The sequence below is a fragment of the Mycoplasmatota bacterium genome (assembly GCA_018394295.1).
In the GTDB taxonomy this organism is placed as follows: Bacteria; Bacillota_I; Bacilli_A; order Haloplasmatales; family Haloplasmataceae; genus JAENYC01.
This window is the reverse complement of record CP074573.1, coordinates 2,673,065-2,686,940: the sequence shown is the minus strand read 5'-3', so window position 1 is coordinate 2,686,940 and position 13,876 is coordinate 2,673,065. Positions and strand designations below refer to the sequence as shown.

At 26.9% G+C, this 13,876-nt stretch carries 17 protein-coding genes and 1 pseudogene; 16 read left to right on the top strand and 2 right to left on the bottom strand.

The features are described 5' to 3' along the window. Window positions 1-31 precede the first annotated feature (31 nt). The 4 genes from KHQ81_12555 to KHQ81_12540 all read left to right on the top strand — a co-directional run bounded on the left by KHQ81_12555 (window position 32) and on the right by KHQ81_12540 (window position 2,470). Window positions 32-520 carry a permease gene (locus KHQ81_12555; GenBank protein ID QVK17667.1) on the top strand — a complete coding sequence of 163 codons (489 nt, stop codon included), beginning with the start codon at window positions 32-34 and terminating at the stop codon, window positions 518-520. Then, a complete protein-coding gene (locus tag KHQ81_12550) occupies window positions 517-1,047 on the top strand; it encodes a permease (GenBank protein ID QVK17666.1) in 531 nt (176 codons plus the stop codon). Before KHQ81_12555 ends, KHQ81_12550 begins: the two co-directional genes overlap by 4 nt. Before the next feature lie 166 nt (window positions 1,048-1,213). Further along, entirely contained in the window at window positions 1,214-1,771 is a 558-nt protein-coding gene (locus KHQ81_12545) for a hypothetical protein (GenBank protein QVK17665.1), read from the top strand. Window positions 1,772-2,086: 315 nt separating this feature from the next. Beyond that, window positions 2,087-2,470, top strand: a complete 384-nt coding sequence (locus tag KHQ81_12540) for a hypothetical protein (protein ID QVK17664.1) — start codon at window positions 2,087-2,089, stop codon at window positions 2,468-2,470. 227 nt (window positions 2,471-2,697) lie between these two features. Here the strand turns inward: KHQ81_12540 and KHQ81_12535 are convergent, their stop codons facing one another. Further along, on the bottom strand, window positions 2,698-3,816 hold the full coding sequence (locus KHQ81_12535) for a slipin family protein (GenBank protein QVK17663.1): 1,119 nt from the start codon (window positions 3,814-3,816) through the stop codon (window positions 2,698-2,700). 965 nt (window positions 3,817-4,781) lie between these two features. Between KHQ81_12535 and KHQ81_12530 the strand changes: the two are divergent. The 9 genes and pseudogenes from KHQ81_12530 (at window position 4,782) to KHQ81_12490 (ending at window position 10,654) form a co-directional block, all read left to right on the top strand. After that, a pseudogene (locus tag KHQ81_12530) lies at window positions 4,782-5,456 on the top strand (DDE-type integrase/transposase/recombinase). A gap of 740 nt (window positions 5,457-6,196) precedes the next feature. Then, window positions 6,197-6,436: a hypothetical protein gene (locus tag KHQ81_12525; protein ID QVK17662.1), complete on the top strand. Its 240-nt coding sequence runs from the start codon at window positions 6,197-6,199 to the stop codon at window positions 6,434-6,436. Between the two features lie 524 nt (window positions 6,437-6,960). Beyond that, the gene (locus KHQ81_12520; GenBank protein QVK17661.1) at window positions 6,961-7,746 is read left to right on the top strand and encodes an alpha/beta hydrolase; all 786 of its coding nucleotides are present in this window, start codon (window positions 6,961-6,963) and stop codon (window positions 7,744-7,746) included. A 102-nt stretch (window positions 7,747-7,848) separates the two neighbouring features. Next, the gene (locus KHQ81_12515; protein QVK17660.1) at window positions 7,849-8,256 is read left to right on the top strand and encodes a hypothetical protein; all 408 of its coding nucleotides are present in this window, start codon (window positions 7,849-7,851) and stop codon (window positions 8,254-8,256) included. 216 nt (window positions 8,257-8,472) lie between these two features. After that, window positions 8,473-8,991 carry an AAA family ATPase gene (locus tag KHQ81_12510; GenBank protein QVK17659.1) on the top strand — a complete coding sequence of 173 codons (519 nt, stop codon included), beginning with the start codon at window positions 8,473-8,475 and terminating at the stop codon, window positions 8,989-8,991. A 148-nt stretch (window positions 8,992-9,139) separates the two neighbouring features. Next, window positions 9,140-9,385 carry a hypothetical protein gene (locus KHQ81_12505; protein QVK17658.1) on the top strand — a complete coding sequence of 82 codons (246 nt, stop codon included), beginning with the start codon at window positions 9,140-9,142 and terminating at the stop codon, window positions 9,383-9,385. Between the two features lie 50 nt (window positions 9,386-9,435). After that, on the top strand, window positions 9,436-10,098 hold the full coding sequence (locus KHQ81_12500) for an EAL domain-containing protein (protein ID QVK17657.1): 663 nt from the start codon (window positions 9,436-9,438) through the stop codon (window positions 10,096-10,098). After that, entirely contained in the window at window positions 10,083-10,316 is a 234-nt protein-coding gene (locus tag KHQ81_12495; GenBank protein ID QVK17656.1) for an EAL domain-containing protein, read from the top strand. Before KHQ81_12500 ends, KHQ81_12495 begins: the two co-directional genes overlap by 16 nt. A gap of 20 nt (window positions 10,317-10,336) precedes the next feature. After that, the gene (locus KHQ81_12490) at window positions 10,337-10,654 is read left to right on the top strand and encodes an EAL domain-containing protein (GenBank protein QVK17655.1); all 318 of its coding nucleotides are present in this window, start codon (window positions 10,337-10,339) and stop codon (window positions 10,652-10,654) included. Between the two features lie 269 nt (window positions 10,655-10,923). Here KHQ81_12490 and KHQ81_12485 read toward each other — a convergent pair whose 3' ends face one another. Beyond that, window positions 10,924-12,045, bottom strand: a complete 1,122-nt coding sequence (locus KHQ81_12485) for an aminotransferase class I/II-fold pyridoxal phosphate-dependent enzyme (GenBank protein QVK17654.1) — start codon at window positions 12,043-12,045, stop codon at window positions 10,924-10,926. Window positions 12,046-12,320: 275 nt separating this feature from the next. On the opposite strand from KHQ81_12485, the gene KHQ81_12480 reads away from it, so the two are divergent. From KHQ81_12480 to KHQ81_12470, 3 genes are all read left to right on the top strand, one after another. After that, window positions 12,321-12,488: a hypothetical protein gene (locus tag KHQ81_12480; GenBank protein ID QVK17653.1), complete on the top strand. Its 168-nt coding sequence runs from the start codon at window positions 12,321-12,323 to the stop codon at window positions 12,486-12,488. Between the two features lie 336 nt (window positions 12,489-12,824). Continuing rightward, window positions 12,825-13,064, top strand: coding sequence for a hypothetical protein (locus KHQ81_12475; protein ID QVK17652.1), 240 nt, complete (start codon window positions 12,825-12,827; stop codon window positions 13,062-13,064). Window positions 13,065-13,253: 189 nt separating this feature from the next. Further along, a complete protein-coding gene (locus KHQ81_12470) occupies window positions 13,254-13,772 on the top strand; it encodes an AAA family ATPase (protein QVK17651.1) in 519 nt (172 codons plus the stop codon). The last annotated feature ends 104 nt before the right edge of the window (window positions 13,773-13,876 follow it).

The window sequence follows — 13,876 nt, the reverse complement described above, 5'->3', positions numbered from 1 at the left end:
TGAGTTAGAATACTACATATTAGAGGAAGTGATGGAATTGAATATAACTTTTTATATTATCACACTATTTCTTTTGGGATTGTCTTATTATAAAGATAAGAGAAAGACAAAAAAAGCTTTGAAAAAAGCTTGGAAAGCATTTGAAAATATATTACCACAGTTTTTAGGAGTTATTGTGCTTGTTGGAATTTTACTTGCCATATTTGATGCAGAATTTATTTCAAAAATTATAGGTTCTGAGTCAGGATGGTATGGTGTATTAATTTCTGCAGTTGTTGGCGCTATAACACTTATTCCAGGATTTGTGGCTTTTCCTACAGCAGCACTGTTACTTGAAAATGGAGCAGGTTACATGCAAATTGGTGCTTTTGTATCAACATTGATGATGGTAGGAGTTGTAACAGCACCTGTTGAAGTTAAATATTTCGGTAAGCGACTTACCATAGCAAGAAATATATTAGCTTTTCTATTTTCGTTTATAGTAGCATATATTATAGGAATGGTGGCGACATGTTTATGAATATAGTGAAAAGATATAGATTCTTTATAGTAACTTTAGTAGCTTTAGGTTTAGTATTTTTTATAAATAGAGAGATTGGTTTAAAGGCAATAAATGTTACAGGATACTCATTTAAAGAGATGGCTTTGGTAATTCCGCCAGTATTTGTCTTACTAGGGCTTTTAGATATATGGATTCCTAGGGAGACAATGATTAAATACATGGGTGAAGAATCAGGAGTTAAAGGTATTGTTTTAGCATTTCTTATAGGTTCAGCTGCTGCTGGTCCATTATATGGAGCATTTCCTGTAGCCGCAGTGTTTATGAAAAAAGGTGTGAAATTTAGTAATGTACTTATATTTATAGGTGCATGGTCGACAACAAAGATTCCTATGTTTTTATTTGAATTATCCTCTTTAGGAGCAAAATTTGCTGTAACTAGGTTATTGGTGGATATACTAGGAATAATTATTATTGCTTATATTCTTTCTAAGATGATTTCTAAAGAAGAAATTAAGAGAATATATACTAAAGCTGAGTCTTTATAAAGGTGTTTGTGTTATTTAATAGAAATGGTAATGATACTAATGTTACAACAAATATGTGGAAAACAGGGGGATGTGTACTTTGAAAATATCATTGAAAGAATGATACAAGAAGTGAAAAATTTTGGTAAAAGCGAGATTTCTACGTTAATAGGAGGAGTTATTAAGGATGAAAAATTCATTAATAATATTAATTATTATTATTATTATATCAATTTTATCAGGTTGTGATAAAAATAATAATGAACCATTGGAGTCAGGATTTATTTATAAAAATGTATCTGATAAACCAAGTCAAAGCAACTTTTGTGGTTATAGTAGTAGTGTTAATGAATTTCAAATTGATGAAGTTGAACTTAATTTTTTTATTGGAATAAGTGAGATTGCAATTTCGACAAGTATTTTTAGAATTGAAAAAATACAAATATATGCCCAAAATAAAAATTTAAATGAAAAAGTAATATTAACTGAAATAGATGATTTTCAAAATGACACTTTCAAATTTGATAAATTGATAATTAATAATTCCAGTTATAAAATCAACTATAAATACTCTATTAAAATAAATCTACCGAAAGAACTTTTTGAAGACAGTAGTGGAAAAATTGAAATTGGTTTTTTAGCACTTATTAACTATGATAGTAATGTAGAGTCTGTATCATTTAAGACTTGGGACTTTATTTATTATAGAAAAGTTAATGATAAGATTTTATTGTCTAATGAATAAATGTTTATAAAGTTTATAAGATTTTATATTTCTCAAATGTATAAAATTTTTATCAATTAAAGGAAAATTTAGATATGTTCCTCCCAAGAGAGAAAGAACAAAAATGAACCATTGACTAAGCAAGGTATCGGTTATGTTGATAGGTTTGGTAATGCATGGTAAAAAGGACCTTTCAGAATTCCTGGACAACCTCTTGAGTGGAATGTACAATTATCTAAAACTGGTTTGAATCAACTTGGATGAGCATCATGAGATGGATCCCATATAAATGTATCTTTAGATGGATATATTACACATAGGTAAATGGAGGAAATAATGTATATTAGGATGTTCACTTATTCAAAGAATGAATATGAAGCAAAAAACATATTTAAAAATATGATAGTTGATATTCAATATTACATAAAATTATTAAAATATGAAAAGATAGAAAAATATTATAAATTTGATAACAGTTTTTTAATTGAAGTCACAATAGAATTAAGTGAAGAATTTAATCAAAAAAAAGCAGAGGATTTTTTCAAAAGTATTTCTGATTTCTGGATAATGTTCGGACAACCTATAGATAATATTCTTGCTTCTAAAACAACTATAGGTTGTAATTATATGAAATTTGATATTGAAATGATTAATATTTACCTTTCAAAAGAAGAAATTTCTGAAATATTTCCATTTAATTCTAATATATTTAATAAATAATGTTTTGTTAGGTGAATATATAGATAAGTTTAAATATAAGCCTCTTACTAATGAACCAGTAGAAAAGTTTGAATACTCTAATATATAATGATCTAGAAAAAAAGATATCAAGATATTAATCATCTTTTCAATTTATGTTATGTATTAGGAAAATTAGATATGAATATCAAAAGGTACTGTTAATACAGTACCTTTTTGATAATATTAGTTAATCATAAGTAAATATTTTATTTTTTAGAAACTTTAATCAGTTCATTTAATTGTTCTATAATTCCACCACTTGAAGAAAATGAGATATTCCCGACTTTATCACATATTCTTTCTAGATATTCTAATTCTTTTAGTTTATATAGTGTTTCATTTTCGTCCATAATTTTTGCGGTATTTAATAGGCTTCGTGTTGATGCTGTTTCTTCACGTCTAGTAATCACATTGGCTTGAGCTTTCTTTTCAGCGAGTAGTATTGTATTAAGGATATCTTTTATTTCTCCAGGTAAAATAATATCTTTAAGACCAGCTTCCATAAATATAGCTCCAAAGTCATTTTCTTTTGGTTTAACTGTATCTAAAATAATTTTGCCTATTTCATGTTTTTCAGCTAATAATTCATCAAGTGTCTTTGTGGATACATATTCTCTTAGAGCCAGTTGCATAAATAGATAGAGTTGTTCTTCATAATGATCTAATGTGGTTGCGGCTTTTAGGCTATCTGTAATTTTATATGATAATACAAAATTCATTCTTAATGTTACTTTATCTTTTGTTAGTAATTCTTGACCACTGATTTGTAATACTTGATTTCTAGTATCAATATATTTAACATTAATAACATTGATATTCGTAAAGAAATAATATTTTCCAGGACCTAATAATTTTCCAAACTTACCGTTTACTTTTAATATTCCAATAAATCCTTCTTCAACTACATATGAACATATTATTTTACGATAATTATCATGATATATTAGTGATTCTAATACACTTATATCAATCGAGTCCGGAATATAAATATCTTTTGTATCAACAATTGTGAAAGTGTGTGCGTATGTATCGTTGAAAAAAGAATAAGTACCTGCCGTTAATAATTCAAAGAAAAGTCCATCAATGAAGTGAAATGCAACTTCATTTTCTTTAACTTGAATGGATGTAATCTTGTTAAGTAACACTTTATTATTAGCTAATGTTTTAACCTCAATTCCATTATTTTCAAGTGCTATTTTCTTATTTACTATTATAACTTTTCTGGATTTTAAAACATAAGTATATTCACCTACTGTTAATACTTTTTTAAATACTTGTTTCTTAAATAGTAAACCAACTTCATTACTTTTGATAATATATTTCATTATCCCACTCCCTTATTTTTATAGGCAGTGTAAAAGTTTTTCTTAAACCCTATACAAAACCTTATATATATATTATTTTTTATTATATAATGAGTTCCCCCCCTGTGTTTGGGAGGTTTCTCGTTATATTTTTTTAACCCTTTATATACAAAAAGATAGATACCCCTGATATAATTAAGTCACCACAACCAACCATACAGGGGGTATCTATCATGGTTAAAATTATATCAGTTCTTTCAGTATTTTTAAAGTCTTTAAACAAACTACTTTATAAATTTATTCTTTTTCTAGATTCCTACATTATTTCTACACCTAGTTCTAAGTCATCTGGCACTTATTATGAACCTTTTAGGAAGTTCACTGTTGATGGTGAACCTATTATTCAAAAGATTGAAAAGCTAGATTATCAAGAATTGCTTAATGAGTATTTTTTAAAGCACAATAAGCAATTAAAACCTGTTTCTAGAAGAAATCCATCAAAACTTGATTTTAAAGGAAATTGCCCTATTTGTGGTGCTCCTCATAAATATATCTATGAAAATAATATTAAATCAAAACAATTACTTTGTAAGGTATGTAGTCATACATTTACCTTGAATAATGATTTTCTTGAAAAGATTATTTTAAAATGTCCTCATTGTTCAAAGAACCTTGAAAGAATTAAAGACCGTAATAGTTATATTATTTATAAATGCAGACATAAGAAATGTTCCTTTTATTTAGATAAATTAAAGAAATTATCATTTGATCAATTAAAACAATATAAAAAAAAACCAGGTAAATTTAAACTTCATTATATCTATCGTGCTTTCGATATTAACTTTGATTCACTAGAACGTGACTCTATGTCTAATTTAAATATGAAGGTTGATTTAGCCAATATCAGACACTCTAAGCATACTCTAGGCTTAATCTTAACGTATTACGTTAACTACGGTTTGTCGAGTAGGAAAACTGCAGCTATCATGTATGATATTCACCAAGTTAAGATTTCCCATCAAACCGTGATGAATTATGCAAATAGTGTTTCTACAATGATTCGTCCCTTACTTGAAAATTACCCATATGATTTATCATCTGACCTTTGTGGGGATGAAACATATGTTAGGGTTAAGGGGAAGAAGCATTATATCTTCTTCTTCTCAGATAAAATTAAAAAGATTATTACTTCTTATCAAGTTTTTAGTAAACGTGATACTTTTTCTGCAGTTGTTTCACTATATCAAACATTCAAAAAATACACTGAACTACCTAAGAATTTGAAAATAGTTGTGGATGGTAACCCTATTTACAACGCTGCATGATCATACTTTAAAAGCATGAACATAAATTTCGATTTATTTCAAGTTATAGGACTCACTAATAACACGGAAACAGACAAGGATTATCGTCCATTTAAACAAGTAACTGAGCGGTTAAATAGAACTTTCAAAGACGATTATATCCAAATGAACGGCTTTGGTAACATCAAGAGTGCTAACACTTATATGGTCTTATTTACAACGTTTTTTAACTTCCTAAGACCACATAAATCGTTAGGTTATAACCCACCTGTTAAATTAGAAGAGTTTGAGGATTTACCCCATATGCCAAGCAAATGGCTTTCTCTAATAGATATGAGTTACTCTTATATAAACTAATTTTTAACTAAGGAGTATCTCTATATAAGCGTATTTAAATATGCCTTTTTTATTTGCATATAATGATATAGTAAGATAAAACTGAGTATTGTAATCTAACATACTACAATTCCAGTTTTTTTTATTTTGGGTCATAGAGTTATTATGAGTTTTCATAATTTATTTGACACTACCTTTTTATAAGATAATCCCCTGAGGGTAAATGCCTATAGAAATAATAAGCGAATATTTCAAAAGTAAATAACGGATAAATTATTAAGTAGCATTATATATTTACGGACACAAGTGGTTTAGCCATTGGTATTAATAGACATAAACGTTAGGATAAATAAGTGTTGGTAAATATAAAATGTCTACGGTATCCTAATTTATACAAGGTAATTTACTTTTTTATTAATATAAAAATATTAATGGAAATATTAACTTAAAATTTCTATTCTTTTTTTTTATTTCTGATTAAAAGTCAGATCTAAACCATAGCAACATTCCTGATGTTGTGGGGAATCGAACCCCCAATTTGGTAAATTAAAATTCCGGTATACAGATAAAAAGCATTTAACTGCACCACATTAACATTCAGAGTTAATCATATAGAAATTTTAATTACGATTTAATTATGTTATAATTTTATATATATATCAATATTATAGATGATTTATATATCGTTAAAAAATTAGAGAAATAAAAAACCACCAGATTCAGTAGGTCTAGGGCAGGTTGAATCCAAGTTTATAATAGAAATGGTTTATGGAATCACTAAGAGTCATTCAACAATACTATCTAATATCTCTGATGCATTAGATGAAAAAATTAAAAAGATAAATACAGTTGAAAGATTATCAAGAATTTCAAATCAAGATTTAAGTTTAGAAAAATTATATCAGAATTATATGAAAGAGATAAACAAAGTTATTGGTGATGAACCTATTATTATGGTAATAGTTATTTTAGTAAGCTTATTTTCTCATATTATTGCTTGAAAATATGAAATTTTAAAAAAGCGGCTGATGTTATTCAAAATCAGCTGATAAAAAATACAATATACAAAAACATAAAGTAGATAAGTGTTGACAAAGAATAAAGGAAGTAGTAATATAGATTATATAGACCACTTGGTCTAGACTGTGTGGTCCGTAACAGACATTAAATTTTATAGCGAAGTAGTTAAGTTGGTATTCAGTATGTAGTTTTTTAACTTTTCTGAGATTATAGGAGGTACATTGCCTAGAATTAAAAAGGTTTCTCAAAGGGTATTGAAAGGGAAATAATATCAGAATACTTGATTTAGTTTATGTAGATATTCCAATGATTATTAAATAGGATTACTACCCAGTAAATGTTCATTTTAAGGGCGAAATCAGAATTGAGCAATAGAATAGTGAATAATAATTGATAATAATATATTATCAATTATCCCTACATTTATGGAATCTTATTTTAGGAATAAAGTCATACGAAAGCTTAATTTAATGATAAAAGCAAGACTAAAGTTGGAGGTAATAAGATGATATTTGAAAATCAAAAGGGTTTAAGAACATATTATGAGGAGTATGGGGAAAAATGCGATCCTACTATACTTTTAATTCATGGAATAGGTGCAGACAATCAAATGTGGAGACCTCAAACAGAATTGTATGCTTCAAAAGGATATCATATTATTGTTCCTGATATGATTGCACATGGAAAATCTTCAAGGGTTAATAAATTAACACTCTCTGATTGGACAAAACAAATAGAGGAATTACTAATACATTTAAATATACATAAAGTATCTATAATCGGTGTGAGTATGGGAGGAGTAATAGCTTTATCATTTATTGTAAACTATCCTGATTTAGTAGATAAAATAATAATTTCTGATAGTTTTGGAGAGTTAAAAACAATCCCTGAAAGAATACTTGGTTTTTCATCGGTAATAGGATATAAATTATTTAAAATTTTAGGGAACAAAGCATTAGCAAAAGGAATGGAGTCTACTTACAAAGCTGATTTTGCTTATAGAGCTAAAAAATATTTTAAGGAAATCTGCCTAGAGGTTGATCTGAAACAAATGGTTTTGTCAAGAAAGGCGATTAATCAGATAGCTATTTTAGATGAATTAAACAACCATAAATTTAATGCTATGGTAATGGTTGGAAGTGAATTTGGTAAATGGTTTGTAAAGATAAATAAGAAAATAGCAGATTCTTTAGGAACAGATTTAATTATTTTACAGAATTCGATGGATCCATCTAATTTAGTAAATCCAGATGAATTTAATAAAAATGTACTTGAATTTCTCGATGAATAAATATTAGAAGAAATTTTATGGGAAAACAATAAGAAACCTGAAGTATACGATTATCAGAAATGGTTACACAGAGGGTGAAATTTATAAAATGGAGGGATTTAATTGTCAGAAAAACAGAGGATAACAAAAGTTATAAATGAGTTTTACAGGATAATTTCAGGAAAATCTAATGAAAAACGGGATTGGGTTTATTTTAAAAATCTATTTACAAAAGACGCAATAATAAAACCAATAATAATAAATGAAGAAAATGAAGTTTTGTCATTACAAATTGATGTAAATCAATATATTTTAAAGGTTAACAATTTCCTTAAAGAGCATGATTTTTATGAATATGGATTAAACTATGAGATTAAAACTTATAAGAATATAGCTAATGTTTATAGTATGTATGAAGCGAAAAAGTCTAAAGAACATGAAGAAATTATAAAAAGAGGTGTAAACTTAATCCATTTATTTAATGACGGAAGTGGTTGGAAGATTTCAAATATGTTATGGCAAGATGAATAAAAATTTATTTAGATATTGTAAAGATAGCGAGGTTTCCATTAAACTGAAATTATTAATCTTTTTATTACTAATTATTATATTGTTTAAAAAGAAATATTAATAACAAAAGGTACTGTTAATTCAGTATCTTTTTAGATATAATTAAGTAAATAGTAAATTCATTTATTATTAGTATCAAATCACAGTCAAAAAAATAATATATGTAGGAGATCGTAAATGTATAGGATATGGATAACAGGTTCGTCTGGTTCAGGGAAAACTACTATCGCGAATAAACTTGGAAACAAATTAAATATTCCTGTATATCATAGAGACAGAATTACCTGGAAGGAAAATTGGCAAGAGCGTTCAGAGAAAGAACAGATTGAAATAATAAAAGAGATATCAGAAAAAGATAAATGGATATTTGATGGTAATAAATTCAGTGCTTCAAAGAATGATGGTAGATTTGATAATTGTGACATGATAATACATATAAATATAAATCGATTTTTATGTTTATATAGAGGAGTAAGAAGATATTTAAAACATAGACATCATACAAGACCTGAATTTTCAGAAGGATGTTATGAAGAATATAATATGGAAGCAATAAAATATGTATTATTTGGCTATCCAAAAAAGAAATATGAGCGACAATTACTATTTAATGAAGCTAGAAAGTTAGGGAAAGAAGTAATTATATTGAATGGACGTAAAGAAGTAAGAGCATGGTGTAATAAACTGAATTTATAAATATTATAAGAGCCAATATTAAGTATACTTTTACAAAGATACTTATTGATTATTAAAGAAATCTTATAGAGTATAAAATAAACCTATTAAAGGGAGTTGCGCTATGAAATTTGAAGAAAGACAACTTGTTGAATAGGCACTACTGAAAATGCTTATAGGAAGCCAATTAGATGAAAAAAAATTTGGATTAAGTTCAGAAACAACAGTTGTTTACTTTATGCATTACATTTGGAAGGGAGAGTTGTGGGACAGAAAAAAAGATGGTATGTTGTATCCCAAAAAACTGTTCATATACGTGATGAAAAATAAATCTAACAGTAAAGTTGATAAATATTTAGGTATATTTACCGATTTGACAAAAATTAAAGAAGAACAAAAAATGCAACTAAGTTAAAGAATTATAATATAGAAACTAATTTACCTAATGAAAATCTCCTTAAGGGATTGATAGATAAAAGTATTAGTAGTAATCCCCCAAAATTTAGTATTATTTATTTTTCTATTATGAATTATAATAATATTATGATAAAGATGAAAGATAGTAATCAGAATTTTCTTGATGATTTTATAGACCGTATAAAAGCTACGCTTAATGGAGAAGATTTTATAGCTCAAATAACAAAAAATAATATTGTTATAGGAGTAGCATCTTACGCCAATAGAGAAGAAATAGAGCATTTTCTTAAAGAATTTTTTAGTCAAAACAAAAAACCAATTAATTTAGAAGGTAATGAATTATTTTTTGATATAAAAGCAGGTATTTCTATGTATCCTGAAAATGGAACTACCTCATATGAATTTATTATTAATGCATACATAGCATTAGAAAATGTTATAAATGTAAAAGAAATAAAATATAAGTATTATGAACCGGTTTTAAAAGATAATATTGAAAAAGACATAAGAATGAATCTCTTTTTAAGAAATGCCATTTCTAATAATGAACTTAGTGTTTATTATCAACCGCAGGTAGAGATAGAAAAAGAAAAAACGGTAGGTGCTGAGGCACTATTAAGGTGGAATAAACAGTTAGGTATTATATCACCAGGTGAATTTATTCCACTTGCAGAAAAACAGGTCAAATTATTGAATTGGGATATTGGCTAATAGAAAGAATATTTCAAGATTACTTGTCTATAAAAGAGAAAATAAACTCTGGTTTTAGAATATCTATAAATATTTCACCTTTACAATTTAAGGATAAGGAGCTATTACCTAAGTTTAATGAAATTGCTAGAAAATATAATATTAATTTTAGAAACTTTGAAAGTGAGATAACAGAAAGTATTTTCATGAATGACATTGGATTGTTAATGAAAAATTAAACCAATTTAAAGAATTGGGTATGACAGTAGCTATAGATGATTTTGGAACTGGTTTTTCATCATTGAGTTATTTAAAGAACCTACATATAGATAAACTAAAGATTGACAGAAGCTTTATAAAGGATTACCCTGAAAAGGATAATGGAGAGATTGCTCACGTAATTTCAAATATAGCTAATAAGTTAAATTTGAAGGTAATCATGGAAGGAGCAGAAAGTAAAGAACAAATTAATTATCTTAAATCTATAGGATGTAATTTAATTCAGGGTTTCTACTATAGCCCTCCATTAACAAAAGACGAATTTTATAAACATCTTCAACGTACATTATTCAAATAAGTCTACTAATTATGATATTCTGACTAAGAGAATATGTAGAAATATAATAAAAAATAGAAAAAAGATTGAAAGATGATATTATACCTATATGGTAGACACAAAAAAGTGTTGGCTATATAGGTATTTTTTATAAATAATATTTAGTAAGGGAAAAAGGAGTAGAGGTAGAATGATAAGTAAACATAATAGTAACAAACTCAAAAAAGTAGGATATGTGTTTAAAGGCAAATTAGATGTATGGTAGTACCTAATAAACAAGATGAAATAACTTAAACATATTTATTAGCAATTAAATATTCTTCAAACTTTAATAGGCTATCTCTAAAATTAGTTCTACCATATCCCATTCTAAAATATTGACCATCGTATAAGTAAATATCAGAGGGTAATAAAAGGACACCTTGATCAGAAACTAATCTTTCACAAAAATCATGTATTGGCATATCAATATTGATTTTATGGAAAGCGACAGGTCCAGCCATAGGTCGATTGTATTCAAATAAGTGTGAATATTTTTCGAAAAAAATATCTGAAGTTTTAAGGTTATCTTCAATTATCTTTTTATTTTTTTTAAGTATCTTATCACTATGCTTTAGTGCTATTGTAGCTAGGTACTCAGAAGGTCCACTAGTACAAATACTTGTATAATGTTTGAACTTTTTCATTTCTTTTATTAAATTATGATCCTTTGTAGCAATCCAACCTACGCGTAGACCTGCTAAACCATAAGCTTTTGACATCCCTCCTAATGAAATCCCTTTTTCATAACAATCAGCAAACCATGGTCTATTGATTCCATCCAATTCAATCCCTTTATATACTTCATCACAAAAAATAAAGATGTCATATTTTCTTGCAATTTCTACAATCTTGTACATTTCTTCTTTTTTCAACGTATATCCAGTTGGATTATTGGGACTATTTAAGCATAAGAGTCTTGTGTTTGGTTTTATAAGTCCTTCTAATTTTTCAATATCAAATAACCAACCATGATCACCTTGTTCAATAGACCATTTAGATATTTCACATCCTATTGCATTTGCAACCTCAAATAATGATTGATAGATAGGAAATTGACAAATAACATGATCATCTTTTTGTAGAAGAACATTCATAAAATTAAATATTGGTTCTTGTGCTCCAACATGGACTAGGATTTCTTCAGGGTTAATTGTTTTATAAAGATTCGATATGGCATTTCGAAGTTTAGGATTTCCTTGTACCTCGGTATATCCAAGTGGTTCATTAAGAAAGTTTACTTCCGAATCTGATTCATATGTAAGCAGCTCTTTAATTGTCATTGCCTCACAATCAGATTGCGTCAGTAAATATGGAGCTGTAAACTCATGCTTTCCAAAGAATACTTCTAACTTGAATTCTTTTAGTTTCATAAAATATCTCCTTTTTTATAATTAGTTTAATTATACATTATATATAATTAAAAATCTCGAATTTACACTATTTTTTAATCAAGTAATTTTTTAAATAAGAAATCAAAACAAAGTTAATACAAAAATATATAATTTCAATTATTATTAATTGAAACTAGAAGATAGGCAATAATTTCTTACTCAGAATATGTTAAACGAAGATTATGTTAAATTTGCATATAAGCAAGGGATGAATAAAATTATATTTACGATTGTTACACCTGTTGGGAATGTTTATGAAGATGCTTGGAGTAAAACTATTAATTTATTCAATTGGGTTTATAGGACTATTAACTGAAAGAATGGAACAAAAACTATTATCTATAAAAATATTAGAAAGAGCGAAAGTAATAAAAACAGAGTTAGTTTTTTGTTATTACCAAGTAGCCAAAGGAATAGATTAATTTTATCTTTTGCGAAGACTGGAGTATAATAATTATTAAATATCATGATAAAAAAAGCATATAGACAATTACATTTTAAGTTAGATATATAGATGATAATAAAAAAAATTAAAGTGCTATCAAATGATAGTTATTTAAGTGATCTTATTTTCTCATATTAGTGCTTGAAAAAATATGAAAAAATCAGCTGATAAAAAATATAATATGCTGTGGTAATGGTTGGAAGTGAATTTGGTAAATGGTTTGTAAAGATAAATAAGAAAATAGCAGATTCTTTAGGAACAGAATTAATTATTTTGCAGAATTCGATGGATCCATATAGGTAAACTATTACAAATGGATGTTAATCAATATATTTTAAAGGTTAGAAATTTCCTTAGAGAGCATAATTTTTATGAATATGGATTAAACTATGAGATTAAAACTTATAAGAATATAGCTAATGTTTATAGTAAGTATGAAGCGAAAAAGTCTAAAGAACATGAAGAAATTATAAAAAGAGGTGTAAACTTAATCCATTTATTAAATGATGGAAGTGGTTGGAAGATTTCAAATATGTTATGGCAAGATGAATAAATATAAACTTTTAGATAGGATTCCATAATTAAACAGAAACCTCTAATAATAAATTATTTTATTGTTTAAATATAATTATAATAAACAAAAGGTACTGTTAACTCAGTATCTTTTTGATATAATTAAGTAAATAGTAATGTCAATTATAATTGATATTATAATCACAGTCAATATTTGTAGGAGGTCGTAATGCAAAGGATATGGATAACTGGTTCGTCTGGTTCTGGGAAAACTACCTTAGCAAATAAGCTTGAAAACAAATTTAATATTTCTGTATATCATAGAGACAGTATTACCTGGAAGGAAAACTGGCAAGAGCGATCAGAGAAAGAACAGATTGATATAATTAAGGAGTTATCAGAAAAAGATAAATGGATATTTGATGGAAACAAATTCAGTGCATCAAAGAAAGACGGTAGATTCGAAAATTGTGACACTATAATATATATAAATATAAATCGATTTATATACTTATTTAGAGGACTGAGAAGATATTTTAAACATAAATATGATGCACGTCCGGAACTTTCCGAGGGATGTTACGAAGAATATAATATGGAAGTTGTGAAATATGTATTATCTGGATATCCAAAGAAGAAAATCGAGCGTCAATTACTATTTAATGAAGCAGAAAAGTTAGGTAAACAAGTTATTATTTTAAATGGACATAAAGAAGTAAAAGCATGGTGTAATAAACTGAATTTGTAAAATATATAAAATCCATTATATATTATAATTATCTGTTGTTAGTAATGATGCACCAATTGCACATCATACACACTTAATGACTTATGAAAATACTATAATAACAT

Coding starts and splice junctions, on each gene's coding strand:
- KHQ81_12545 (QVK17665.1), top strand. CDS start 1,214: ATGAAAAATTCATTAATAATATTAATTATTATTATTATTATATCAATT.
- KHQ81_12540 (QVK17664.1), top strand. CDS start 2,087: ATGTATATTAGGATGTTCACTTATTCAAAGAATGAATATGAAGCAAAA.
- KHQ81_12510 (QVK17659.1), top strand. CDS start 8,473: ATGTATAGGATATGGATAACAGGTTCGTCTGGTTCAGGGAAAACTACT.
- KHQ81_12550 (QVK17666.1), top strand. CDS start 517: ATGAATATAGTGAAAAGATATAGATTCTTTATAGTAACTTTAGTAGCT.
- KHQ81_12470 (QVK17651.1), top strand. CDS start 13,254: ATGCAAAGGATATGGATAACTGGTTCGTCTGGTTCTGGGAAAACTACC.
- KHQ81_12485 (QVK17654.1), bottom strand. CDS start 12,045: ATGAAACTAAAAGAATTCAAGTTAGAAGTATTCTTTGGAAAGCATGAG.
- KHQ81_12555 (QVK17667.1), top strand. CDS start 32: ATGGAATTGAATATAACTTTTTATATTATCACACTATTTCTTTTGGGA.
- KHQ81_12480 (QVK17653.1), top strand. CDS start 12,321: ATGAAGATGCTTGGAGTAAAACTATTAATTTATTCAATTGGGTTTATA.
- KHQ81_12525 (QVK17662.1), top strand. CDS start 6,197: ATGGTTTATGGAATCACTAAGAGTCATTCAACAATACTATCTAATATC.
- KHQ81_12475 (QVK17652.1), top strand. CDS start 12,825: ATGGATGTTAATCAATATATTTTAAAGGTTAGAAATTTCCTTAGAGAG.
- KHQ81_12505 (QVK17658.1), top strand. CDS start 9,140: ATGCTTATAGGAAGCCAATTAGATGAAAAAAAATTTGGATTAAGTTCA.
- KHQ81_12490 (QVK17655.1), top strand. CDS start 10,337: ATGACAGTAGCTATAGATGATTTTGGAACTGGTTTTTCATCATTGAGT.
- KHQ81_12535 (QVK17663.1), bottom strand. CDS start 3,816: ATGAAATATATTATCAAAAGTAATGAAGTTGGTTTACTATTTAAGAAA.
- KHQ81_12520 (QVK17661.1), top strand. CDS start 6,961: ATGATATTTGAAAATCAAAAGGGTTTAAGAACATATTATGAGGAGTAT.